The 20,919-nt window shown below is 43.8% G+C and carries 21 protein-coding genes, 2 tRNA genes and 1 pseudogene; 12 read left to right on the top strand and 12 right to left on the bottom strand.

Going from position 1 to position 20,919, the window contains the following annotated elements; translation table 11 throughout:
* Positions 1-104 precede the first annotated feature (104 nt).
* Both QZZ22_RS04020 and QZZ22_RS04025 read left to right on the top strand, forming a co-directional pair.
* Positions 105-1,028, top strand: a complete 924-nt coding sequence (locus QZZ22_RS04020; protein WP_342765075.1) for an NOP5/NOP56 family protein — start codon at positions 105-107, stop codon at positions 1,026-1,028.
* Positions 1,028-1,723, top strand: a complete 696-nt coding sequence (locus QZZ22_RS04025; RefSeq protein WP_292462945.1) for a fibrillarin-like rRNA/tRNA 2'-O-methyltransferase — start codon at positions 1,028-1,030, stop codon at positions 1,721-1,723. The genes QZZ22_RS04020 and QZZ22_RS04025 overlap by 1 nt, the downstream gene beginning before the upstream one ends.
* An 892-nt stretch (positions 1,724-2,615) precedes the next feature.
* Here QZZ22_RS04025 and QZZ22_RS04030 read toward each other — a convergent pair.
* The 4 genes from QZZ22_RS04030 to QZZ22_RS04045 all read right to left on the bottom strand — a co-directional run bounded on the left by QZZ22_RS04030 (position 2,616) and on the right by QZZ22_RS04045 (position 5,208).
* Entirely contained in the window at positions 2,616-3,668 is a 1,053-nt protein-coding gene (locus QZZ22_RS04030; protein ID WP_292462947.1) for a rod shape-determining protein, read from the bottom strand.
* Positions 3,669-3,670: 2 nt separating this feature from the next.
* Positions 3,671-4,453 carry a hypothetical protein gene (locus QZZ22_RS04035; protein WP_292462948.1) on the bottom strand — a complete coding sequence of 261 codons (783 nt, stop codon included), beginning with the start codon at positions 4,451-4,453 and terminating at the stop codon, positions 3,671-3,673.
* Positions 4,454-4,621: 168 nt separating this feature from the next.
* A complete protein-coding gene (locus tag QZZ22_RS04040) occupies positions 4,622-4,816 on the bottom strand; it encodes a hypothetical protein (protein ID WP_292462949.1) in 195 nt (64 codons plus the stop codon).
* 104 nt (positions 4,817-4,920) lie between these two features.
* Positions 4,921-5,208 (bottom strand): hypothetical protein, encoded by a 288-nt coding sequence (locus QZZ22_RS04045; protein ID WP_292462950.1) that lies wholly within the window; start codon positions 5,206-5,208, stop codon positions 4,921-4,923.
* Between the two features lie 11 nt (positions 5,209-5,219).
* Between QZZ22_RS04045 and QZZ22_RS04050 the strand changes: the two are divergent.
* Positions 5,220-5,719, top strand: a pseudogene (locus QZZ22_RS04050) (IS1 family transposase).
* A gap of 70 nt (positions 5,720-5,789) precedes the next feature.
* Here QZZ22_RS04050 and QZZ22_RS04055 read toward each other — a convergent pair.
* A complete protein-coding gene (locus QZZ22_RS04055) occupies positions 5,790-7,052 on the bottom strand; it encodes an ABC transporter substrate-binding protein (protein ID WP_292462951.1) in 1,263 nt (420 codons plus the stop codon).
* Positions 7,053-7,343: 291 nt separating this feature from the next.
* Here QZZ22_RS04055 and QZZ22_RS04060 point away from each other — a divergent pair, with 291 nt between their 5' ends.
* The 3 genes from QZZ22_RS04060 to QZZ22_RS04070 all read left to right on the top strand — a co-directional run bounded on the left by QZZ22_RS04060 (position 7,344) and on the right by QZZ22_RS04070 (position 8,870).
* Positions 7,344-8,015 carry a winged helix-turn-helix domain-containing protein/riboflavin kinase gene (locus QZZ22_RS04060; protein WP_292462952.1) on the top strand — a complete coding sequence of 224 codons (672 nt, stop codon included), beginning with the start codon at positions 7,344-7,346 and terminating at the stop codon, positions 8,013-8,015.
* 2 nt (positions 8,016-8,017) lie between these two features.
* Positions 8,018-8,743, top strand: a complete 726-nt coding sequence (ribB, locus tag QZZ22_RS04065; protein ID WP_292462954.1) for a 3,4-dihydroxy-2-butanone-4-phosphate synthase — start codon at positions 8,018-8,020, stop codon at positions 8,741-8,743.
* Positions 8,744-8,792: 49 nt separating this feature from the next.
* A tRNA-Pro gene (locus QZZ22_RS04070) sits at positions 8,793-8,870 on the top strand.
* Between the two features lie 252 nt (positions 8,871-9,122).
* On the opposite strand, the gene QZZ22_RS04075 is transcribed toward QZZ22_RS04070, so the two are convergent.
* Both QZZ22_RS04075 and QZZ22_RS04080 read right to left on the bottom strand, forming a co-directional pair.
* Positions 9,123-9,302, bottom strand: a complete 180-nt coding sequence (locus tag QZZ22_RS04075) for a CxxC-x17-CxxC domain-containing protein (protein ID WP_292462955.1) — start codon at positions 9,300-9,302, stop codon at positions 9,123-9,125.
* A gap of 135 nt (positions 9,303-9,437) precedes the next feature.
* A complete protein-coding gene (locus tag QZZ22_RS04080; RefSeq protein ID WP_292462956.1) occupies positions 9,438-9,845 on the bottom strand; it encodes a fasciclin domain-containing protein in 408 nt (135 codons plus the stop codon).
* 182 nt (positions 9,846-10,027) lie between these two features.
* On the opposite strand from QZZ22_RS04080, the gene QZZ22_RS04085 reads away from it, so the two are divergent.
* The 3 genes from QZZ22_RS04085 to QZZ22_RS04095 all read left to right on the top strand — a co-directional run bounded on the left by QZZ22_RS04085 (position 10,028) and on the right by QZZ22_RS04095 (position 12,680).
* Entirely contained in the window at positions 10,028-10,888 is an 861-nt protein-coding gene (locus QZZ22_RS04085; protein ID WP_292463170.1) for an ABC transporter ATP-binding protein, read from the top strand.
* A complete protein-coding gene (locus tag QZZ22_RS04090) occupies positions 10,885-11,676 on the top strand; it encodes an ABC transporter permease (protein ID WP_292462957.1) in 792 nt (263 codons plus the stop codon). The genes QZZ22_RS04085 and QZZ22_RS04090 overlap by 4 nt, the downstream gene beginning before the upstream one ends.
* Positions 11,677-11,756: 80 nt before the next feature.
* On the top strand, positions 11,757-12,680 hold the full coding sequence (locus tag QZZ22_RS04095) for a DUF5803 family protein (RefSeq protein ID WP_292462958.1): 924 nt from the start codon (positions 11,757-11,759) through the stop codon (positions 12,678-12,680).
* Between the two features lie 27 nt (positions 12,681-12,707).
* On the opposite strand, the gene QZZ22_RS04100 is transcribed toward QZZ22_RS04095, so the two are convergent.
* The 3 genes from QZZ22_RS04100 to QZZ22_RS04110 all read right to left on the bottom strand — a co-directional run bounded on the left by QZZ22_RS04100 (position 12,708) and on the right by QZZ22_RS04110 (position 15,387).
* Complete coding sequence (locus tag QZZ22_RS04100; RefSeq protein ID WP_292462959.1) at positions 12,708-13,448, bottom strand: MBL fold metallo-hydrolase; 741 nt, start codon at positions 13,446-13,448, stop codon at positions 12,708-12,710.
* Positions 13,449-13,459: 11 nt separating this feature from the next.
* Positions 13,460-14,737 carry an ATP-binding protein gene (locus tag QZZ22_RS04105; RefSeq protein ID WP_292462961.1) on the bottom strand — a complete coding sequence of 426 codons (1,278 nt, stop codon included), beginning with the start codon at positions 14,735-14,737 and terminating at the stop codon, positions 13,460-13,462.
* Between the two features lie 152 nt (positions 14,738-14,889).
* The gene (locus QZZ22_RS04110; protein WP_292462962.1) at positions 14,890-15,387 is read right to left on the bottom strand and encodes a hypothetical protein; all 498 of its coding nucleotides are present in this window, start codon (positions 15,385-15,387) and stop codon (positions 14,890-14,892) included.
* 59 nt (positions 15,388-15,446) lie between these two features.
* Between QZZ22_RS04110 and rimI the strand changes: the two genes are divergently transcribed.
* Positions 15,447-15,887 (top strand): ribosomal protein S18-alanine N-acetyltransferase, encoded by a 441-nt coding sequence (gene rimI, locus QZZ22_RS04115; protein WP_292462963.1) that lies wholly within the window; start codon positions 15,447-15,449, stop codon positions 15,885-15,887.
* A 32-nt stretch (positions 15,888-15,919) separates the two neighbouring features.
* Here rimI and QZZ22_RS04120 read toward each other — a convergent pair whose 3' ends face one another.
* Together QZZ22_RS04120 and QZZ22_RS04125 are read right to left on the bottom strand one after the other, a co-directional pair.
* Positions 15,920-16,585 carry an undecaprenyl diphosphate synthase family protein gene (locus QZZ22_RS04120; protein WP_292462964.1) on the bottom strand — a complete coding sequence of 222 codons (666 nt, stop codon included), beginning with the start codon at positions 16,583-16,585 and terminating at the stop codon, positions 15,920-15,922.
* Between the two features lie 36 nt (positions 16,586-16,621).
* Complete coding sequence (locus tag QZZ22_RS04125) at positions 16,622-17,803, bottom strand: redox-regulated ATPase YchF (protein WP_292462965.1); 1,182 nt, start codon at positions 17,801-17,803, stop codon at positions 16,622-16,624.
* 123 nt (positions 17,804-17,926) lie between these two features.
* Here QZZ22_RS04125 and QZZ22_RS04130 point away from each other — a divergent pair.
* A tRNA-Arg gene (locus QZZ22_RS04130) sits at positions 17,927-17,998 on the top strand.
* A 265-nt stretch (positions 17,999-18,263) separates the two neighbouring features.
* The gene (locus QZZ22_RS04135; RefSeq protein ID WP_292462966.1) at positions 18,264-20,804 is read left to right on the top strand and encodes a sensor histidine kinase; all 2,541 of its coding nucleotides are present in this window, start codon (positions 18,264-18,266) and stop codon (positions 20,802-20,804) included.
* Positions 20,805-20,919 lie beyond the last annotated feature (115 nt).

The raw sequence follows: 20,919 nt of genomic DNA on the forward strand, positions 1-20,919 counted from the left end.
TCATTGCATGGTTTGGCAGGCTTAACGTCAACGAACAGGGAGAGGTAACGGACTGCCAGCTTTTCGGGAAGGACCCGGCTGAGCTGGCTGAGAGGCTTCTGGCAGTGCAGGAGAGCGGCCAGAGTGCCGCGCTGCAAGACCTTGACCTGAGGCAGGCTGCTATTGACTCCTGTTTTGTTGAACTGGATGAAGAGTATGATATCCTCCTGCGGGAAGTCTGTATAAGAGCGGCCAAGAGCAGGATATCAAGTAATGATACCGATGACAGACGCATCATACAGGCGGTCCAGGCGCTGGATGATATCGACAGGAACTCCAATGAGCTCAGTGAACGCCTGCTCGAATGGTACGGCGCCTATTTCCCTGAGCTGGAGCTGACGGGCGAGCCACTGGCACGGTTTGTTTCCACTTTCGGTTCGCGGGCAAATGTGCCTGAAAGCCACCCGATGTTTGTGAAGGCGTCAATGTCCATGGGCTCTGAACTCTCTTTTGCAGATGAGGAACTGCTGAGAACCTTCGCCCTGAACATCTGCAGTCTCTATGACACACGCAGGCACATCGAGAGCTACATCGTGACGGCTATGGGCTCCCTGGCACCGAACCTGTCAGATATTGCAGGTGCACTGCTTGGAGCCAGACTGATAAGCATGGCTGGAAGCCTGCAGAAGCTTGCCAGTTTCCCTTCGAGCACAGTGCAGGTCATAGGCGCACACCGAGCTCTCTTCAAGCACCTTCGGGGCAATACACCACCTCCAAAGCATGGCATAATCTTCAATAACGTTGTTATCAAGAACGCACCCTGGTGGCAGAGGGGTAAACTTGCCAGATCTTTTGCTTCAAAGATAAGCCTTGCAGCAAGGACGGACTTCTATACAGGCAAGCGGGATCCATCTATCAGGGAAAGCATGGATAAGAAACTGAACGCTATTCGCGCAGCTAATCCCTCTCCGCCTAAAAGGGAGTCAAAACCTGCGGGGAAACCCGGTTCCAGAGGCAAAAGCAGAAATAAGAAAGGAGGCAGACGATAATGCCGGTTGAAGAATTGAGTGACGGTATATTCCGTATTAATATCGATGACAGGGAAATGCTTGCCACGAAAAACCTCGTGTCGGGAATCAGTGTGTACGGTGAGCGCCTGATTGTTGAGGAAGGCGTGGAATATCGCCAGTGGGACCCCAACAGAAGCAAGCTCGGAGCCATGGTGCTCAAGAATTTTGAGATTCCCCTTCATTATGATTCCACGGTGCTCTACCTTGGAGCAGCATCGGGCACTACAGTAAGCCATGTCTCCGATATACTTCGGGATGGCCTGGTCTACGCGGTGGAATTCTCCCCCCGTACCATGCGTGACCTGCTGCAGCTCTGCGACCAGCGCCCCAACATCATCCCGATACTCGCAGACGCCAACAAACCCCAATCCTACACCCACATAGTGGAAAAAGTGGATGCCATTTTCCAGGACGTGGCCCAGCCCAACCAGGCCGAGATAGCCGCCGTCAACTCAAAGTACTTCCTCGAACAGCACGGTCACCTCATGCTCTCCATCAAGTCAAGAAGCATCGACACAGTAGCCAGCCCCAAACGCATATTCAAGGAAGAGGTCCAGAAACTGGAAACTGGCTTTGATGTGGAGTTCGAAGTATTGCAGAGAAAAGAACTGGAGCCCTTCCACGAGGATCACCTGGGTCTGGTGGCGCGGATGTTCGTGGAAGATGAGGAATGAGCTGAAACTGCTTATGGGGTATACTCCTCTTAGACTTAAAGCCAACATGACCGCCCGCCGCAGGCGGCAATTCCATTTTTCCGATACTTTTAATGCTCTTCAATTTTCAGCATGTTTTTCTCAGGATTGCCTTTCCTTTTTCAGAAACTCTTCGGAATCGACATTTTCCCATACTTCTTTATGAAGGCCACGAAGTATGTCAGTGTAATTTCCAATCTTCTTTAAAAGAATCAGTTTATCCCCTTCAATCTGAACAAGAATCTCATCATTTGTTTTAAATGTATTTTCTTTATAAGTTCTTCAGGGAGGGCAATTGTATGTTCACTGCTGAGTCTGACAATTGTGTTCATAATCCCTCGCAGTCATAATTACTTTTATAAGTTAAATGTTTCTCAATAGCAACGATGAGTCATTTTTACTATGGCTCATTTGAACATCTGTTTAAGGCCGCCAATACAGACTTGTTTTTTGACGTCTATTTGGTTTACTAAGCCAAATATAATCAGTTTATTTGGCCTATTAGACCAAATATGCTTATTAATCTTGTTTTATGCCTACATATGGCCAAATAGTATCGACACCATCGCTAATCCAAAGAAGATTCAAGGGCAAGGTCAGCAAACCGGGAAGCGGCTTTGGGATGGTATTCTAGGTATTCAAAAGGAAAAAGCTTGGTGTGTTCCACGAGGATAGAATTATATCTCAAAAGATTGATGTGTTGTAGATGCTTTTGCCATCTCCTTTTCCAATTTATCGATTGCATCTTCACAAGTTTCCGGCACTTGCTTCAGAGGATTTACTGAATGAGTTAGACTAAGCAACTGGTCTGATATGAACACCAGCATATGAAAAAAAGAAAACTATAATAAAAAAGAAAAAGTAAAGAGAGGAATTAAGCTGTGACTGCCTTTTGAGGCTTTTCCTCTGCAGCAGGAACAGCTTCTGCATCTTCTCTTGTAAGGGCTGCGATCAGGCATCCTCTTGCAATTGAATAGATCGGGTCCTTAGAATCAGCTGTGGTAGACCTGTTCCTTTTGACTTTCGAGACATTTATGGGGAGGTTCGCTTCTGATATCCTCTTTTCGAATACGTCCAGGAATCCCCTTGCACGGCTGCTGCCACCTGCGACGGCTATTGGGAATTCGACATCTGGGGGTGCTACTTCCAGGAGTTTCTTCTTCAGGTTGGCAATGATGTAAGTTATCAGGGCGTCATAATAGAGAGCGAGTGCACCCTGGATGCTTCCGATCTCATAGTCGGAGTTGAACGAGAAGTCGGTTTCCTTAATTGCCGTTACTCTCTCGTTAGGTACGCCTGTGGCGCTGGAGACCTGTTCGTCTATCCAATCCCCACCTCTTGCAATACTGAATGAGACTATTGGAGTTGCAAGATAAGCGACAGTAATGTTTGTCATACCTGCGCCCACACTTATACCGATACCTGTGAAGTTGAAGTCGCCGAGTTCCGAGAACACAACAGCCAATCCCTCATCTATCAGGTTTGTCTGGTAACCCACTCTCTTTGCCAGGGCTTCAACGGTTTTGCTGTGATACAGGACATTGACTTTGCTGTCAACAGGACTTGCAGGGACTGAGATATAAACGATCTCTCCTTCCTTCTCAGGCTTACCTAGCACTCTTTCAATGATCAGTTTGATCATCGGTATGGACTCTTTCTCATCGGGACTGATGATGCCCTGTTTCATCGGTCTTCTGATGGGCTTGTTGAATACGTTCGAAAACTTAAAAGCATCTTCACCAAGCACGTTGATGGTCTCATCCTTCTGCGTGTAAAGTATCTTGGCGCTGTCCAGCATGTTTTGTGCCAAGTCGCCAGCTTCCATTTTCAAAAATGCGTTCCTCTGTTGTGCAAATGTAATGGAATCGCCCTTTCCTTTCTCTGCACAGATAATGTTCATTGTTCCGACGTCCAATCCTTTTGCCATATTTACCGCCTCATAGAGTTCAATTTCATCTTAAGTTTGTTTGACATCTTCTTGTTCTGTTCTTCTGTCTGCTGCTTCATTGTTGCACTCAGCATTTTCGTTGTCAGATCGATAGCATAATCGTTCACTTTGACCTTTCCATTGATGGCGCTTTGCAGGGATTCAACTTCTCTGATACTATCTTTTATCTCAATTCTGTCCTGCGGTGATTCTTTCAGAGTTTTCCCATGGACAAAAACCGTTTCATCTTCTTTTATATCCAGATTAAATGCAGAAAACCGGCTGCCATCGGAAAAGGATTTGTTTAAAGTCTCTTCAACTTCTTTCTCAATATCCTCTGTCGTGTAATGGCAGGCTGCATTTTCATGCAATTGCACAGAACGTTCTTCAATAAGCTTTAGCACTGCGTTCCCAAATGCATTTCCTGAAAGCAAACAGATACCAGAAGCATATGCAAAAGACACATAGCTGACAGTTGGATATACCCAGTTGCTTGTATAGGTCATCGCAAAGGAACCTACTCCAATAATCGAGAACAGAAAACCGGTTATCATGACCCCGCTGCTGTAAAGACCGTAAGGCCTGCGCTGGCTCATCATGAGGTTTATTCCAAAGAGTGTGAAGGAAAGCCCAACACCCAGAAAGCCATAAGTGGTGATTATTTCCGAGGGATCAGATGTTCTCCTGAGATGAACCATAATAGCAAACGCTATTGCACCTATAGATAAAATGAGGCCTGATAGGAATACCATTGACCCAAAATAGTATCTAAATTTAGATTCCATCACTATTATTAAATATTATGTTTAATATATAGGTTGCGCTATTATTATAAATATTATATAATTAAATACATATATATAAAAGTTATATATAAAAGTCTACTAGAGATATTCAAAAAACACTATATGCTTTTTATCACGCACGATACTGATTCAACAAATTTGCGTTTCTTAGTGACCCGTTTGTGGGTGTGCTTTGACTCTTAGAAACTCCAGAATTGTATCTCCTCTCTTCTGGAACTCGTAGCTCACCTTCTCTTCACTGATCTGGTATTCTTTATCAAAAACATGGTCAACAACTTCATCAACATACAGTGAACACCTTGAGTTCAGGCCAATTAATGGATATATTATTATAGACTCCATTGAGTATCATGTCAGCACCTCCGGAAATCTGGTTATTCTCCATTCCTCTTCCTGTTTAACCAGTTCTATCTGTTTTGTAGTTTGTTCTATTTTTGGCGAAATTTCTAGAATGTTTCCCGCGAGAACTCGAGACTTACTGTGGATTCGTTGACCCGAATATCGACCAGCGCAGCATCCTGGTCAACGTATTCTTTTGTGACCTCGATGAACTCGTACTTGTCAGGGTTCACATTCTTACATGTGCTTACGAATGCTGCAAGGTCAGTGTTTTCTTTATAAGTGTATGACATGAAGCCATAGCGTGTATCGTAATTCCCTTTCTTAAACTCGGAAGCAAACTTCTCTACTGTCCCTGAAGGGTTGTTCCCAACACCAAAACACCCGGCAGTCATAATGACCGCTTATTTTTAAATATGGACTCCCCAATTGCAATAGCTTTAATCACAAAAAGAACGGTATAGTTAACGAACGTCAACATTATAAATGCCGCCACTGTGGATATAATTACACAGTAGAACTTAAATCAACTCCTTTCCCCTTATATTAAACGGCAAGCATTACAGCTATGCCTTGAAGGATTGGGATTCCGTTAGATAGGACATTATTTAGGAGTTAGTCATGTCTCTGTCCAAAACTGGACAAAAGCTCTGGAAAGAACTAGAGAAGGAGATCGGAGAAGTAATGACCGATAACTGGGGAGCGTACGCAGAGTTTATTCCAGAGGACATTCATGCCCGGTCAAAAGCAGAAATCTATGCATCAGAATGATACAATAGCATATTCAGACATTTTCTGGCAAGATTGAGAAGAAAAACGAAGTGTTATACTAAAAGTCTTGAAATGCTAAAATACTCTTCTTCTTTTGATAAAGTATGGAGTAAAGAATTAACTATACTTAATTAACAATACCAAAATTCTATTTAATTTTAATATACTGAAAATAAAAATGGTGGTGTGAATACACCATCATTTGTTAAGCAAATATCAGTTCTTCGCCACGCATGATAATCATGTTATCCTTGATAGGGAGAAGTATCTTGCCGTAAAGTTCCCAATGGTAACTTCCATCTGCTTCGGTGACTGTCCAGATGTCATAGTTCCAGTATTCTCTGTCTCCGTTCTCATTGAGTATTGTCCATCCACTAATTCCAAAATATGTATCTGTAATGGTATCCATTGCCATTTTGATACTTTCTTCGTCATCCGGGAGGGCATCCAGGTCAACAAATGTAGCTATCCAGCAAGCATCATATGTGGTCAATGCGTAAGACTCAGGAACTCTTCCAAGCTGTTCTTCGATTCTTGGTACAATCTCCTGATATCTGTCATTCGCTCTCACGTATCCGTACATTGGTGCCTTGAGATTGGTTGCTGCAGCAAAACCGGCTGCATCATCATTGTTGATCAGTCCCTTGTTCAGTGCTATACCGTCGGTGCCATACCAGTCGACCTCTGAAAGGGCAGGATAGTTCTGGGCTAGCGTAAAGATCTCTGTTACCTCTCCATAGGAACAAAGAACCACAGCTATGGACCCCTCGTCGTATTCTGAAGTGGCTGCTACTACTTTCTCATTGAGTGACTCTACTTCTGTGGAAAGGTCCAGGTTATCTGTTTCGTATGTAACTCCTTCAAGAACTGTGCCATCAAGAATCTCCAAACTCTTTTTTATCTCATCAACGAGTCCGTTACCCCATACATCATTCCTGTACATCGGGATCACAATACTAATCTCATCTTCTTGCATGAATTTAGCCAATGCCATTCCCTGATTTATGTCATCAGGCACAAGCCTGAACAGGTTATCTTCAGGGATTCCTAAAGATGGAGCTGTTGATGCAGTACTCAGAAGGATGATTCCATTCTCGTTTGCATAGTCCAGAACAGCTTCTACCTCATTACTTGCCTGCGGGCCGATGACCATCGTTATCCCCATCTCATCAAGTTCCTTGAGCTGTTCCAGAGCCTTTTCTGGATTGCTTTCTGTATCCTTCACAATTACTTCTACGTTCTTTCCGGAACCGAGTCCTGAGAAATAGTCGTTTATATCCTTGGCTGAGACTTCAAGTGCTACCTGGCTTGCTTCTCCGATAGAGGCAAGATTTCCTGTAAGCGGTAAAAGTGCTCCAATGGTTATATCCTCAGATTCATCGGTAGCCTCTCCGGTCGATTCAATACAACCTGACCATAGAGTTGCGATAAGTAATATACCTATTAAAATACTCGTTGTTCTTTTCATTAGATCACATAAGTTCATACAGCGCATCTGTATTTATATGTTTATATTTTTATACTACTTTTAGTCTTTGTTCATTTTAATATGTTGTTGGCATCTTCCTCCTATGCAATATTTCTAAGACTAATCTCAAAACAAGATTCGGAAACTTCAGTTTGACTACATTTATTAATTTAATCTGACCATCAGCACCTACAGTAGTTTTATTTTATTCGCTTCCTAAAACAAAACATTTATCTACTCTCTTCTCATAAATGAGATTCTACTCAAATATGAGAATAACGTGGTAGATGAATGTACACAACAAAGTCCCTTAAAAAGCTGGCATTGCTCGGTGCGATCGAGAAACCTGTGAAGATATCTTCCACTGGGTTCATGCACCACATATCCGCCAGTTCTAAGACTGCTGCAAGGGTGCTCAAACAGCTTGAGGAGGAAGGTTACATTTCCCGAAAGCTTGTTGTCGGCGGACAGCTTGTCCAGCTTACAAATATCGGTATCGAGCTTCTCAAAAAAGAGTATGTTGATTACCAGCAGATATTCTGCAAAGACTATGCTGACCTTGAACTATACGGACATGTCATAACAGGTCTTGGAGAAGGGCAGTATTATATTTCAAAAGAGGGTTACATGTCCCAGTTCAGGGACAAACTGGGTTTTAAGCCCTATCCGGGAACCCTTAATGTCAGACTCGATGGTTCGAGTGCGGAGATGAGGGACAGGATAACTCTCATAAGGCCTGTAGTTGTCCACGGCTTCAGTGACGGTGAGCGCAGTTTTGGAGGAGGGAAATGCTATCAGATAGAGATAGAGGGCATCAAGGGGGCGGTCATTATCCCGGACAGGACACATTACCCGGCGGACCTGCTTGAGATAATAGCTCCTGTGAAGCTGCGGGAAATGCTACGGATAAATGATGATGACAAGGTCAGGATAGTGGTAAGGGATCCACAAAGGTGTGAATGAAGATGAGTGCGGTTACAAACGGATACAGCGAGAATATAAGCAAGGCTATAGAAGCCTTGCAAAATGGCAGAATGATACTTCTTTTCGATCTGGAAGGGCGTGAGGCTGAGACCGACTTCACGATCCCTGCGAAATCTGTCACCCCGGCTGATGTGAAATGGATGCGCAAGGATGCAGGCGGCCTTATATGTGTGGCCCTTGACCCGCAGGCCTCTGAAAAGCTGGGCCTGCCTTTCATGGCGGATGTCCTTCGGGATGCAAGCCAGAGCACTGATTCCCTGAACAACATCGTGGAAAAGGGCGGAGACCTCAAGTACGATTCACGCTCCTCATTTTCAATATGGGTCAATCACAGGGACACTCGCACAGGCATTCCTGACAATGACAGGGCACTGACCATCAATAAACTGGGAGAGATAGTCGACCGGGCCCTTGATGGTGAGATTCCTGATTTCGGTAAAGAGTTCCGTACACCAGGACATGTTGCAACCCTGCGTGCAGCAAGGACTCTTGTTCATGAACGCATGGGACAGACCGAACTATCCATTGCTCTTGCAAAGATCGCAGGCATAACTCCGGCCATGGTCGTATGTGAGATGCTTGACGATAATACCGGACGTGCGCTTTCAAAAGAAGATGCTATTAAATATGGAAAGAATCAGGATCTGGTCTTTGTCGAAGGCGGGGAAGTCGTTAAGGCTTATGATCTGTGGCTGAGCAGGGCCTGACCATCAGAAAGAGTGAAATACTGGTACGCGTATTAAGTATCATTCCCGCGGGATCGTAGGGTAGCCTGGTCCATCCTGTTAGGCTGGGGGTCTAGCGACCGGAGTTCAAATCTCCGCGGTCCCACCATTTTAATCATTTGCTGTTGAGGTGTTACACGAAGTGTTACGCCTCTTCTCGCGCTCCAGAAGCGTTATCTGGGTTGCAGATCTCCGCGGTCCCACCATTTATTCACAAAAAGTCCTGCTCAAAAAAGTATACTATAAGCCAGAAGTATCCTGGCTTAAGATCTTGTCTTAAATTGTTCCCTTTTAGTAGATCCTGTTTTTCAATCAGGCAATACAAAGCCAATAACCATGTACAGTAGTGATCTCCTGCATATCAATATCTATCAGGCCTGCTGGGTTTATGGCTCTGGTAACATTCCCTGCAATACACGGGTCTGTCGGGATCCGGTAGAAAAGGAACCTCCGTTTCCTGGCCACAGTCTGCGCACTTTGCTTTGTGCATCTCTCTTGGACCACTCGGTCTGAAACCGCCACCGCTTCTTCTGTCACTCATTATTTAATCCACCTATTTGATCAACCGGTCAAAAAGAGTGCTATTAGGATATGTTGCCCTGGTGCATTCTGTAAGAGCGATCGATACTACTATTTAGACATCTCTGGCTTAAAGAACTTTTGTCACAGTGTCTACTTAGGGTATAAGTATCTCATCAATTGCATGGATAATGCCGTTAGTGCACTCGATATCTGCTTCGACTATTTTCGCGCTATCTATTTTGAATCCGTCGTTTGATGTTATCTTTAGTACTTTACCGCTGACAGTCTCAAGTGAAGTAAAGTTCTGCAGGTCATTTGTTGTGTATTTCCCCTTAACTATATGATAATTGATTATCCCCAGCAGATATGGGTGGTCCTCAAATGATTCATCTATCACTTCGGCAGGGATTGCTTCAAAAGCCGACTCTAAGGGCGCGAACACCGTGTATGGTCCTTCCTTACTGTACTTTCCAGTAAGCTCAAGCACTTCAGCAGCTTTAACAAGGGTTGAGAATGAACCTTTCTTTCTGGCGGTATCTATCAGGTTATTCAATTCAGCCATTTTGTTTCTCCGGGTCTTAATTGTACCTTAATTGTATCTTTTCATTAAAAACCGGTTCGCTTCCGGTGCAGTTACAGAGCCTACATCGAAAAGAATAAGAACGTTCCACACAACTTCCATAAGGGTGATGATTTATAGTAGCGGTTATAGTTGCCAGGGAACTTGTCAAGAAATACAAGGACCTGGTTGCAGTAGATAATGTCAGCTTCACTATCGAGGAAGGTGAAATGTTTGGTTTTCTGGGGCCAAACGGTGCCGGTAAGACCACTACCATGCGCATGATCCAGTGTGTGTCTCCTCTTACATCCGGAAACCTGGAGATATTCGGGCTGGATGCCATGTCGCGCCCCAGGGAAATAAAGTCCCATATAGGCGTGGTTCCTCAGGAGAACAATCTCGATATGGATTTCACCGTGTATGAGAACCTCCTTGTATTCTCAAGATATTTTGACATACCCCGTGATGAAGCTGAAAGAAGGGCCAATGAACTGCTGGAATTCGTCCATCTTGAAGACAAGAAGGATACAATGACCGAGAGCCTCTCCGGAGGCATGAAACGCCGTCTTATCCTTGCCCGTGCGCTTATAAACCGTCCTAAAATGCTCATACTCGATGAACCTACGGTAGGTCTTGATCCCCAGGCACGCCATATGATCTGGGACAAGCTCCGCTCTCTCAAGAAACAGGGAGTGACAATAGTACTGACCTCACACTATCTTGATGAAATAGAAAAGCTATGTGACAGGCTGGTTGTGATGGATTATGGTAAAATCCTTGTGGAAGGCAGCCCTGCGCAGGTCATTGAAAAATATGTGGGTTCAGGTATCGTAGAAGCTGAGCACAATCCGGAACTTATCGATTGCCTGGAGAAGAAGGAGGCCAACTATGAGGTCATAGGTGACCTTGTGCATATCTACACCGACAATCCCAAACAGATAGCAGAGTACCTGACAATGGAGTGCTCTCTTTCAAAGCTGAGTGCAAGGCCGGCAACCCTTGAAGATGTCTTTCTCAAGCTGACGGGCAGGAGGCTTCGGGAATGAGGATTTCCGAGTATTTCAGTCTTCCAAAAGTCAGCTCCAAGTCTTACAAAGTCTGGCAGCGGAACAAGGACGTTTTCATGAAGGATATCAAGCTTAACTTCCTTCCTCCTTTCCTTGAGCCTCTCCTCTACCTGTCAGCTCTTGGCTTTGGGCTTGGCAGGTTTGTCGAGGACATCGACGGCGTGCCATATGCTAATTTCATCGCTCCTGCACTCATAGCTATTTCCGTGATGTACGCATCGTTCTTTGAATGCAGTTACAGTTCCTATGTGCGTATGTACTACCAGAAGACTTTCGATGCAATTATCGCAACCCCTGTAACTATTGAGGATGTGATTGCGGGAGAATTGCTCTGGGGCGCTACCAGGAGCATGGTCAATGCGGCGGTGATGATACCTGTGATAGCACTGTTTGGCTTGATAGATATAAGATATGCACTATTGATAATACCCTTCGCCTTCCTGGGAGGCTTACTCTTTGCAGCAATAGGCATGTGTTTCACCGCAGTTACTCCCAATATAATGTCTATCAATTATCCTGTACTGCTTTTTATCACTCCCATGTTCCTGTTCAGCGGTACTTTCTTCCCCCTGAGCGCACTGCCTCTGCCCGTTCAGTATTTTGCCATTGCCTTCCTTCCGCTTACACACATAGTCAACGGTATCCGCCTGATCGGGTACGGGACACTTGAACCTGTGCTCCTGTTCGATCTCGCATGGATCATAGTTGTCTGCGCTGTCCTGCTCCTGGTGTCAATAAATATGATGAAGAAGAGGCTTATCGTTTGAACCTTCATTTTTGGGAAGAATCCTCCATTTCCATGAAACGTAGCGATATCTTGATAAAATACATCACCGATTGTGTAATGATGAAAAAAAGGATCACACTGGCATTTTGCATCCTAATGTTCGTTCTATTTGCAGGGGGATGTATCGACGAGCTTGTTCCCGTTGATCAGCAGACCAGCATAGGAAACATATCTGTATATGAATTTGAAGCCTTCACCAATTACAGTTTTATCGATGAGGAGTTTATACCTACCTCCACTTTCTATCTCACAGGAGAAGGGCTCACAAAAGCAGTCTATATGGTAGAAAATGAGTCTGTGATCGATATAATTCCTCTTGAGGACCTGCGTTCTTCAAATGAGGATCCTGTAAACAATATCGTAGTATTGGGTGATTATTCAAGTAATCTGGAAGCATCTGTCCCGACCTTTATGAACCTTTCAAGGTCAGTTGAGCCTGCTTATATCAATTATACTCTTTCAGAGGATGTGATACGCGGACAAAAGCATATTTACATTACCTTCAGCGAACCAATTACCGGCTTTGTAGCATTCACAATGACCACCCCGCGCGGACAGGATTTTCTGTATATCACGACACCGCCTTCTGTCGTGCGCTTTGTTCTCCCTGAAGGATACACCACCGGTAATCCCCTTATCGGGAAGACCTCTCCTACGCCTGATGATACGTATTATGATTCCTCTGGCAGGAATAATCTGGTATGGGTGAATCAGGGGACAGCTACGGGCAGTATAACCGAAAGGTTACAGATCTTCTCTAATAGTACTATCTCCCAGGTAAACCAGGCGCCAAGAGCAATAAGCATCAAGTACTACTCAGAATCAGCTCCCATGGGCCTGATGGCTGCAGGCGGTATCCTTGGTCTGGCGGCATTCGTTGTACTTTCCAGAAGCAGGCGGGAAAGAAAACGCCTTGCCAGAATAAGGGAAAGTGTTGAGGAAAGTTTCCCCGGTAAGGATAAAAATAAAAAAGGTAAGAATTGATAAATTAATATCTCCAATTTGTTTTTTCTATAGTTCAAAGACCATTCCGTCATAGGCCAGAGGATAGACCTCTACGGCCTCAGCGTGTGGTTTAAAGAAATGGCTCAGATGCGTGAACACTACGTCCTTTGCTCCCGTCTCCCTGGCAAGGTCCATTGCTTCGTCGGTGTTCATGTGTTTTTTGACCCCGACCGTGGGAGGTACTATCGCATCTGCTATAAGGAGATCTGGGTTCATGATGTGCTGCATGCTTTCCTGTGGTATGTTTCTCTGGCAATCTCCCGTAATCACTACCTTCTTTCCTGCATGCCTGATGATGACCCCCACCGGCTTTTTTGAAGGCGGGTGCACCACTTCAAAGAGTGTGAATTCCAGCCCTATCAGATTAAAAGGTTTATATAAAGGTATATTGTGTCTCTTGGGATGCATGAATTTCAGGTACTCGAAAATGTAATCCAGGGTTTCCCCTAATCCATAGACATCCACATTGTACTGTACCCTATGGAATTCGGCAAAACCTGCAAAGTGGTCATAGTGGCCGTGTGTCCATATTACGCCATCGATACGTCCTATATTGTTTTTCAGCATCTGGGTGCGAAGGTCGGGCCCGGTGTCTATCAGGACCGCGCCCTTGTCAGACTCCACAAGTATTGCAGATCTGGTCCTCTGACTTCTCCCTCCCCGATGTCCATCCTGACATGTCGGGCAGTTACATCCGATAACGGGTGTCCCTGTAGCATCGCCTGTACCGAGAAGCGTTATTCTCATGGACATCACATTTACATCGTAGCATCGTATTCGTTGGTTTTCAGCACAGCTCGCTCGTCAAACTTTGCAACAGCACTGAGCAGGTCTTTCTGTGTAAGCTCCATGCGTTCGGTCATCAGCGCACTGAGAACACATTCCCGGATGACCATGCGAAGATCGGAGCCGCTGTAGCCATGTGTGAGTGATGCGACCTCGTGTGTGTCAAATTCTCCCTGGATCTCTTTCATAACAATGTCAAGTATCTTCTTGCGCATGTCCGTGTCTGGAAGCGGAAATTGCATAATGTCATCAAAGCGCCTCCATGCAGCCGAATCAAGCATCTTGGGATGGTTAGTTGCAGCCAGCAGGAGCACACCGTCATTTGTAAGGCTGATGCCATCTATGGCCTTGAGCAATGTATTGACAGCTCTCTTAAGGGCAGCGTGCTCATCTGAAGAACGGGTCTTTGCGATAAAATCGAACTCGTCAATGAAAAGTATGCAAGGGCTCAATTTCTTTGCAAGTGAGAACACTCTGTCGATGTTCTTGGCAGTCTCACCGAGGTACTGGTCGGTTATCATGGACAGCCTTACTTCCACAAACGGAATGGCAAGGTGCTCTGACATTGCCTTTGCAAGTGAGGTTTTTCCGGTCCCCGGTGGCCCGACCATGAGAATCTTGCCCACATCATAGAGACCGATGCGTTTCAGATATTCCCTGTATTGGATGGCTTTGACGATCTTTTTGACATCTTCTTCCTGGGCAGGTGTAAGGATGAATTCCTTAAGTGTCTGCCTGATGTCTTCTGGAGCGCTTATTTCGGCAAGTTTGACCATGTCCTCGCCACCCTCTTCCTTCTGTATGTCCATTATGAGGGATTCTATCCACTCCCTGTCAACTTCCTTGGGTCTGGCCTTAGACTTGGCGGTACCATAATCTGCGCCCTGGACATGTTTCTTTTCGTAGTAAAAAGCAAGGGTGGGATTCTGGGCGATCTTATCCATTGAACCTTCCCTTTTCTGGAACCAGTCCGCTCCCACATCAAGGGCCGTGATCTTCACAGAGAATTCCATGTCGTCTATACTGACGAATGGCAGTGAGTTCAGCATGCCATTGACCTTGCTGATCTCAAATATCTTTTCAAGATCCAGTGTTTTGACTCTGATAGGTTTTGGGACCGTTCTCTGTTCCCTGCTCCAGTAGTATTTACGGATGCTCTTTGGGAGGTCATTTACATCCAGTTCCGGGTACTTATTATAAATTTGTGCAGTAAGCAGCAGTTCAATGATATCAGACGTTGTATCGGACATGTTCTTACCTATAGAATAAAGTTAAACTATGGATATGCAGGGTTTTGCAATCGTTGAGACATTACATATAAGGTCTCATTTCAAATATATCTTTTGTATCGTAATTTAATCCAATTTTTAATATCCCAGAACACGGGCATATTATTTTATTCCTATGCAAGGCAGAGCTTTCCTGTGAAGGGCTCGTAGATCTCTCCAGTGCTTTTGAGTTTTTCAAGAATGGCTTCCAGTTTCTGCTCATCTATCCCTTGTTCCTTTGCCAGGAATGTCAGAGATTCGATCTCCATTCCCTCTTCATTTGACCTTAACAGCTGGAGAATCACTTGTGCAGGGTTCTTTTTTTGGGGCTGCCTTCTGTCCTGCCAGAGCATGGGGGAAACTGGGTTTTCTTCTTTTGTATCATTGGCTCTCTTTCCTTCTCTTGCAAGCACATTTTCCATCTCTCCCTCCAACTTATGAACTCTGGCCTGAAGGAGCGTCCTTGCGGATACTGCTTCTTCAAGCGTGTCGGATAAGAACAGGATTCGCAGTTTCCTGACTTCAAGCGGTGCTCCGCATTTCTGGCATCTTGTCCTCTTTGCGCCGGCAAGTTCAAGTATCTGGGCATGCTTCCTGCATCTGGGACAGACTATCACTCCAAAGGCTGGCATGTTTGCTCCTTAGTCATAATGTATCCAGGAAGTATTACCTATATATACCAGTTGTATAAATGATTCGCCGGGATAAGAGTATAATACGCAGGGCAACCCTAGCCGATGTTCCTCTGATAGTGAAGGTCGAGGAACTGTCTTTCGATGTGCCATGGCCTGACTTCCTTTTCAAGGCCCATCTTAACAATCCGGGTTTTGTAGCATACGAGAAGGAAGGCAATATCCTTGGTTATGCCATGGTCGGGGATTCCGAAGGGAAAGCGCACCTCCAGAACATTGCTGTACATCCTCAGTGCCGCAGGCAGGGTATTGGTACGGAACTCCTTGAATGGTGTATCGACCTTGTTAAGCTTTATGGATATCGCGAGATGATTCTTGAAGTACGACAAAAGAAGACCAGCTCTCAGGCTTTTTATGCAAACAACGGCTTTAAAATAAGCGGCACCGTTGCAGGCTACTATGTGGATGACGATGCTATCATTATGACCAAGAACATATAGTCCTGAGTTCTTTTCAGGCTGTCCATTGGCGCCTATCTGCCAAACCTTCTTTGCCTTTTCTGAAAATCCCTTATTATCCTCAGTATGTCTAACTTTCTCATGTTGCGCCAGTTCACATCTGTAAAATATAACTCTGAATACACTGCCTGCCAGATAAGGAAGTCTGACAGGTGCTTGCCACCTGAACGGATGAATATGTCCGGTTCGTGTTTTACCTTCAGCCGGGATTCAATAGTTGCTTCCGTGATGTGGGAGGGTTGTATCCTGCCCTCCTTAACATCCGCTAAAATGGAAAGCACAGCTTTTGTAACCTCTTTCCTCCCCCCGAATCCCACAGAGATGTACACCAGGAGTTCTGTGCCATCTCTTCTGGCACTGAGTTCCCCGTCAGCGGTGTAAACCTCAAAACCAATCTCCTCGGGTATTTTTGACAGCATCTCGGAGAATTTTCGTGTGAGCTGTCCGATCATCTCTGTTCTGAGCTGTTCTTCCGTGTCCAGTACATCTACATAGATGCTTGTGATCCTTATGTTAAGCTGTCTGCACCAGGTTATGTAGTCCCTGAACTTTCCGAAACCTCCCGGATGAAGGAGATCAGTTTCGGAAAGCACCAGGGACACATGTTCAGGAACCTTTGCAGAGGTTCTGTTTATCTGTCCCAGGAGGTACTTTTCATAGAGGGAGGTGATGATACTCATTTAGTTTCCTGAAAGATATTATCTCATCCTGTGTGTTCATTTTGCAGTGGAAACTATCTTCACGACGTCGCCGTTGTTAAGTTCGTGCTTTTCCCCAAGGCGCATCTTGGTCTTCGCATCGACTGCGTAGAGGAACCTGTCGCCTATGTCCGAGTGGATCTTATATGCAAGGTCGTGGGCTGTTGAGCCTTTTTTCATGAGGAATGCATCCGGAAGCATCCTGTCGCTCTTGTCGGACCATTTACCTTCGTCCTCCACCGGATATACCACTATGAGGCTAAGCAGTTCGAACACGGCTTTGTTGACGCACTCCTGTATCCCGGTGCCGCCTGTCTTTTTGATGAGTGCATGCACGCTCTCAAGGCCTTTTCTCTGAGCAGGGGTAAGGTCTTCCTTGATTATGCTGAAGTCGTCGTCCCCGGAGTTGTACTTGATAGCACCGCCCTTTGATGCGGATTTGAGCACTACTTCGGCGGCAGCACTTGTGGGGACTACTATCCGGTCCAGTGACTTGAGGTCATTGATAAACTTGGCAGGGGCAATATCTGCTTTGTTTGCTGCTATCATCATGGGTTTGCTGATGACACGCATAGCATCACAGAGCATTATGAGATCCTCGTCTCCCCATTTGATGTGGTTGTGGTCGATCTTGCAAGCAGAAATTGAGCATATGACCTGGTACTCGTCAACTCCTGCGCCTGCAAGCTGTTCAGCGAGCACTTTCTCTATCTTGAGCCCTTCGGCCTGGATCTTGCGTGACAGCCTGTCCCAGTTGCGTTTGAGGATGCCGACCATCCACATGGTTATCTCGCGGTTGAGGAAGTCGATGTCATCCATGGGATTGTGGCTTCCTATGTCTACGGGATTGCCTTCGATGTCAGTGCCTCCGGATGCATCAACAACATGGATGATGGCATGCGCCTGCCTCAGTTCATCAAGGAAGGTGTTACCAAGCCCCTTTCCCAGATGTGCATCGGGTACGAGTCCTGCAACATCGATGAGCTCTATGGGTACATAGCGGATGCCGTCTACACAGTGCCCGCAACGCTTGCTGCGTGTGACACAAGGGCATTCGGCACGCACATAAGTGACTCCGCGGTTGGCATTAATAGTGGTGAAAGGGTAATTCGCGATCTCCACATCCGCCATTGTAGCGGCCTTAAAGAATGTGGATTTCCCGGAATTAGGTTTCCCTGCAAGTCCTATGATCATTGACATGATTACTAATCACTGTTGCAGGATTTAACTGTTATCAATGCTTTCCCCTCCCACTCGCAAGTTCAATATCCCTTCAGGCAATAATCTTTATATCTAAGCAGGACATTAGAACACGAACCAAGTGTCCCGGTAGGGTAGCGGATATCCTTGAGGCCTGCGGAGCCTTAGACCCGAGTTCGATCCTCGGTCGGGACGTATATTTCTTTTTTACAGTTTAAAGATTTAGTTTCTTATTTAGTCATATTGAAATGTACTTAAGAGGCAAGGATTCTATAGCTAAGAACTAGTCTACTACTTGATATTTATGCTATTCTGTGTTTTATGGTTTCTCTTCGGCAGTTGATTGCGCAGAATACACTAAAGCACAACTAGGCTACGTTCTGTGGACATGACTGGGTTACGGTTGTATTGACTTTGGTACATTGTCACATTTATATATTAAGAATACATTGTTTGTTCAATGAGTAAGGTTCCTTTCAAAGTCTCAGCGAGGACAGCAAGACTAATAGGCAGAGAAAATGTAGCTAATGCTAACGGAGCTGTCGTAGAGTTAGTTAAAAACACATATGATGCTGATGCAGAAAACTGTATTATTTATTTTGATAACAAATATCATTCAATACCACACACTTTGTCAAGTGGTGAATATTCTAAACTCTCTACTATGTCTGATATTATTGAGACTCATTACATTGCTGATATAGAAGGGAACTATACTTTAAATTTAAATGCCAATGCATCAACTATTGGGCTCAACACTTTCTTTTCAAATCTGTGCTGCATTTACATCATTGATAATGGAACGGGAATGAATGATTCGATTATCCAAAATCATTGGATGACAATAGGTACTGACATTAAAGATAAGGATTATATTTCACCAAAGAGCCGCGTTAAAACAGGTGCTAAAGGGATTGGAAGATTCGCACTTGATAGACTAGGTAAAGTGTGTGAAATGTATACATTACCAGCTGGTAAGACGAATGGATATTTGTGGAAAGTAGACTGGTCTGAATTTGAAAAACCGAATCTATCTATAGACCAGATTTTAGCAGATTTGACTGAAATTCCAAATATGGATTTGAAACAGACGATCAAATCGATAACTAATGACTATTCTTTACTGTCTGATTTGATACAAGATCTCAAATTAGATAGTGGAACTATACTTAAAATTTGCTTACTGAATGATGACTGGGATCAATATTTGGTCAGTAAAATATTTGAGAACTTAGAAATACTTGTTCCTCCAAAAGAAATATCTGATTTTAAAATAACTCTATTGAGTTCTCTTGAAGAAAAAGAGTATGGGGACGTCTCGCCCGATTTTTGTGATGAATACGATTACAAAGTAAGTGCAAAATATTTGGATGGTGCTAACAAAACTGTTAAAATTACAATAGAGAGAAATGAGTTAGACATCTCATCGATTGAAACAAAATATATGAACGTAATTGAACATGAAAAAATGAAAGAGTTCCCATACAATTTTGAAACATTTAAAAATAAATCTTTTATCATTGAGAGGACACTTTCAAGTCTTCTGCCAGGATTCAAAGATGTAGATGAAAAAAAAACACTTGATAAAATAGGTGACTTCAGTTTTACATTCTATTACTTAAAAAATCAAGTTCCAACAGATGAAAAAGGAGTTTATCCCTATAAATCTATCCATTCGTCTTTTCGCAAAGAGTGGTTGCAAAAGTTTGGTGGAATCAAAATATTTAGGGATGGTTTTCGTATTCGGCCATATGGAGAACCAGGTTATGATTGGCTCGATTTAGGAAACAGAGCTGCAAAAAGCCCAGGTAGTGCAGGGCAAACATTGGGTGGTTATAGAGTACGTCCTACTCAAATCTCTGGCTCACTTCATATTTCAAGAATAACTAATGTAAACTTTCAAGATAAATCTGGTAGAGAAGGAATTCAAGAAAATGATGAGTTTAAAGTGCTAAAAGAACTTCTTCTCGGAATTATCTCTGTTTTTGAAAATGACAGAAATCATATAATGTATTACTTTAACAAGGTTCATAAAAGCACCGTTGCAGCTAAGAAAAAACAAGCAGAGGAGTTAGCAAAAAAAATAGCTGAGGAAGAAACAAGAAAAAAAGATGAAGATAAAGCCGACAATACTTCTCAAGAATCTAACGGTAAAACCGAGGCCAGTGAAGATAAGGACGAAGATGTTATCATACTTGCAAACGGATTTGCAGCCCAGAAAAATGAATTAGATGAAAAAAATGAAGAGATTAGAATTTCAAGGAGCCTTAGTAGTTCTGGCTTGCTCATAGCATCTTTTGCACATGAATTCAAAACATTACATAGAAAATTATCAAGTAGGACTGCCTCATTAAGGGATTTATTAGAAGATACATTGCCTAAAACAAAAGTCGAGCACTTACCGGCTTTTAAAAACCCTTACGTTCTAATTGACGAAATGGAAAACCAAGATGCTAAATTATCTCAATGGCTTAAAATTTCTCTTTTAACTTTGAAAAAGGACAAGAGAAAACGTACAAATATTGATATAAAAGAGTATTTTAAAGAATTGCATGCCACGTGGAATGTGTTACTATCTCAACGTTCTATTCTACTTGTTACTCCTTCAGGGGAAGAGTCTTGCGAAATAAAGGTATTACCCATAGATTTGGATAGTATATTCTCAAATTTAATAGCAAATTCGATTGATGCATTCAAGCGTGATGGTGCTTCCAAGGAAAGGATTATAACAATAACTTGGGAAAAAAAGAACGACAATTTGATAATATTCTATTCTGATACAGGTTGTGGGCTCTCAGCAGATTATGAAAATCCTGAAGTTATATTCAATGCTTTTGTAACCACAAAAAGAGACAAACATGGCAATATCATAGGCACTGGACTTGGGATGTGGATAGTAAAAAATATAATTGACGATTACGCCGGAAAGATAAATATTTTAAAACCTGAAGTTGGGTTTGGCTTAGAAATTATTTTGCCAATAAGGGGAAGAGGAGAGTAATATAATTACTGAAAAAAAGTTTTATAAGGTTGGCTATATTGATGAAGACGAGGATGACATTCATGAATTTCAGCGTGCTTTCGATAAGTACTTTGAAATAATCGTGTTTAAACCA

The organism is Methanolobus sp. (assembly GCF_016278365.1).
Taxonomy (GTDB): domain Archaea; phylum Halobacteriota; class Methanosarcinia; order Methanosarcinales; family Methanosarcinaceae; genus Methanolobus.

What these genes read in the sequence shown, in the direction of transcription:
- QZZ22_RS04025 (WP_292462945.1), top strand. Translation starts at nt 1,028, where the DNA reads ATGCCGGTTGAAGAATTGAGTGACGGTATATTCCGTATTAATATCGAT.
- QZZ22_RS04030 (WP_292462947.1), bottom strand. Translation starts at nt 3,668, where the DNA reads ATGGCAAAAGGATTGGACGTCGGAACAATGAACATTATCTGTGCAGAG.
- QZZ22_RS04035 (WP_292462948.1), bottom strand. Translation starts at nt 4,453, where the DNA reads ATGGAATCTAAATTTAGATACTATTTTGGGTCAATGGTATTCCTATCA.
- QZZ22_RS04040 (WP_292462949.1), bottom strand. Translation starts at nt 4,816, where the DNA reads ATGGAGTCTATAATAATATATCCATTAATTGGCCTGAACTCAAGGTGT.
- QZZ22_RS04045 (WP_292462950.1), bottom strand. Translation starts at nt 5,208, where the DNA reads ATGACTGCCGGGTGTTTTGGTGTTGGGAACAACCCTTCAGGGACAGTA.
- QZZ22_RS04055 (WP_292462951.1), bottom strand. Translation starts at nt 7,052, where the DNA reads ATGAAAAGAACAACGAGTATTTTAATAGGTATATTACTTATCGCAACT.
- QZZ22_RS04060 (WP_292462952.1), top strand. Translation starts at nt 7,344, where the DNA reads ATGTACACAACAAAGTCCCTTAAAAAGCTGGCATTGCTCGGTGCGATC.
- ribB (WP_292462954.1), top strand. Translation starts at nt 8,018, where the DNA reads ATGAGTGCGGTTACAAACGGATACAGCGAGAATATAAGCAAGGCTATA.
- QZZ22_RS04075 (WP_292462955.1), bottom strand. Translation starts at nt 9,302, where the DNA reads ATGAGTGACAGAAGAAGCGGTGGCGGTTTCAGACCGAGTGGTCCAAGA.
- QZZ22_RS04080 (WP_292462956.1), bottom strand. Translation starts at nt 9,845, where the DNA reads ATGGCTGAATTGAATAACCTGATAGATACCGCCAGAAAGAAAGGTTCA.
- QZZ22_RS04090 (WP_292462957.1), top strand. Translation starts at nt 10,885, where the DNA reads ATGAGGATTTCCGAGTATTTCAGTCTTCCAAAAGTCAGCTCCAAGTCT.
- QZZ22_RS04095 (WP_292462958.1), top strand. Translation starts at nt 11,757, where the DNA reads ATGAAAAAAAGGATCACACTGGCATTTTGCATCCTAATGTTCGTTCTA.
- QZZ22_RS04100 (WP_292462959.1), bottom strand. Translation starts at nt 13,448, where the DNA reads ATGAGAATAACGCTTCTCGGTACAGGCGATGCTACAGGGACACCCGTT.
- QZZ22_RS04105 (WP_292462961.1), bottom strand. Translation starts at nt 14,737, where the DNA reads ATGTCCGATACAACGTCTGATATCATTGAACTGCTGCTTACTGCACAA.
- QZZ22_RS04110 (WP_292462962.1), bottom strand. Translation starts at nt 15,387, where the DNA reads ATGCCAGCCTTTGGAGTGATAGTCTGTCCCAGATGCAGGAAGCATGCC.
- rimI (WP_292462963.1), top strand. Translation starts at nt 15,447, where the DNA reads ATGATTCGCCGGGATAAGAGTATAATACGCAGGGCAACCCTAGCCGAT.
- QZZ22_RS04120 (WP_292462964.1), bottom strand. Translation starts at nt 16,585, where the DNA reads ATGAGTATCATCACCTCCCTCTATGAAAAGTACCTCCTGGGACAGATA.
- QZZ22_RS04125 (WP_292462965.1), bottom strand. Translation starts at nt 17,803, where the DNA reads ATGTCAATGATCATAGGACTTGCAGGGAAACCTAATTCCGGGAAATCC.
- QZZ22_RS04135 (WP_292462966.1), top strand. Translation starts at nt 18,264, where the DNA reads ATGAGTAAGGTTCCTTTCAAAGTCTCAGCGAGGACAGCAAGACTAATA.